Source organism: Coprococcus sp. AM11-30B (assembly GCF_027674365.1).
In the GTDB taxonomy this organism is placed as follows: domain Bacteria; phylum Bacillota; class Clostridia; order Lachnospirales; family Lachnospiraceae; genus Allocoprococcus; species Allocoprococcus comes.
Window position 1 is genome coordinate 1 of the sequence record NZ_JAQDVB010000051.1, and the last position, 1,872, is coordinate 1,872.

The following is a 1,872-nucleotide window of genomic DNA, read 5'->3' on the forward strand; positions in this document are numbered from 1 at the left end:
CAGTCGAGTAGACTAAGACCTCTCAATCTTAGCCCCTCACAGATCCGTACGTGCGGCTTTCCCGCATACGGCTCCTCATAGTAACATTCGCTTCAATATAAACAATAGTACGTTTTAGGTTTTGCTAACGGGTAATACTTGAGCATTTCCACAAATCCATTCCATGTGTATGCCCGTCTACAACCTCTCCGATTCATGGCTTTGAATAGAAACTGCTGTACTCTATGCAGGAATGTTGTTATCTTCCGAAAATTCCATGTAACACCATAATACCGATAGTGTCCAATTAGTTTTACGTTCAACTCTTTAATTATTTCTCGCATTGGTCGATTTCGATTATCGTAAATCCAGTTCTTGTATGCTCTAACCTTTTGCTCAAACTTCTTCCTTGAAGTCTGTACCTTTGGCACGAAACCTCCCTTTCGGGTTTTGCTACAGTAGAAGGTAAATCCCAGAAAATCAAATGTTTCAGGCTTACATTCTCCTCTTGCTCTACGATTCTGCTCTGCAAATCTCCCAAATTCAATCAGTCTGCTTTTACTACTTTCCAGCTCCAGTCCAAACTTTTCCATTCGTTCCTTTAACTCTTTATAGTATCTTTCAGCTTCTGACTTATATTGAAATCCTGCAACAAAATCATCCGCAAAGTTGACGAGAAAACACTCTCCCTGCATTTCCCTTTGCACCACCAGCTTAAACCACAGCGTCAGCACATGATGCATGTATATATTTGCAAGCATCGGACTCATTACTGAGCCTTGTGCCGAACCTTCCTCTGTTGGCTCGAATTTTCCTTGCTCCATTATTCCTGCTTTAAGGTATTTACGTATTAGCCACAATAAGTTCTTATCCTGTATATTCCATTCAAGGAACTTCATCATCCAATCATGGTCGATATGGTCAAAGAAACCTTTGATATCGGCATCTACGATATAGCTGATTTTTCCATAGCTTATCCGTTGGTATACTTCTTTTATTGCTTCGTGACACCCCCTATTCGGTCTGAATCCATACATGCAGTTTAGGAATCTCGGTTCATAAATAGCTCCCAGTATTTTCTTCACTGCCATTTGTACAATCTTATCTTCATAGGAAGCAATCCCTAATGGTCGTTTCTTTCCATTTCCTTTAGGTATATATACCCTCAGTGACGGAAGTGGCTTAAAGGATTTGTTTTTCAACCTCTGTACCAGTTCCTTGATATTTCTATCAAAGTTCTTCCCATACTCATCCTTAGTTACCTTGTCAATTCCGACTGCTTTGTTCCCATCTAATTCCTTATGACATTGCTTTAGCATATCTTCATTTATCAAGTGGTACACTGATGTAAATATAGGATGTTTTGATGTTGCCGATATCTCAGCTATTCTTACTAATTTCGTTTCCATTATTTCCTCCGTCCCTGAGTACGGATAATGTGTCCTCAGTAAGACCTTTACTATGCAATCCCCTTCCCTCCATCGGCATTGCCCGATTTCTACAGTACTATGGGATTGTCCGACCACCTACCATTCATTTGAAATCCTCCGTTTTCAGTTGCAACTTCATACTCTTCTTCGAGAAATGGCAGGTTCTCCCCAGTTGATGTGTATTCATAATGTAAAACATGATTGGTTCTCTGACTCCGCAGTGCCACATAACACTCGCCATATCGCATTATATGATATTGTCTTCCGCACCAGTTAAGACGTCGACCGACTGAAGTTAACGTTTCGAAGCTCAATCACTATTCAACCCTGCTTTCTTGCTGTCTACGCTTGTCAGATGCCGTTACCAGCATCATCCCAAGACTCGCTATTATCTGGTTGGCTAAACCTTGGATAAACCGGAATTCCACCGGCTTGACTACACACCCTTAGCTGGGCGCACAAC

1 protein-coding gene is annotated in these 1,872 nt (G+C 41.2%); it reads right to left on the bottom strand.

Annotated features, from left to right (window positions below):
- Window positions 1-92: 92 nt before the first annotated feature.
- A complete protein-coding gene (gene ltrA, locus PGU50_RS17855; protein WP_118542558.1) occupies window positions 93-1,388 on the bottom strand; it encodes a group II intron reverse transcriptase/maturase in 1,296 nt (431 codons plus the stop codon).
- Between the last annotated feature and the right edge of the window lie 484 nt (window positions 1,389-1,872).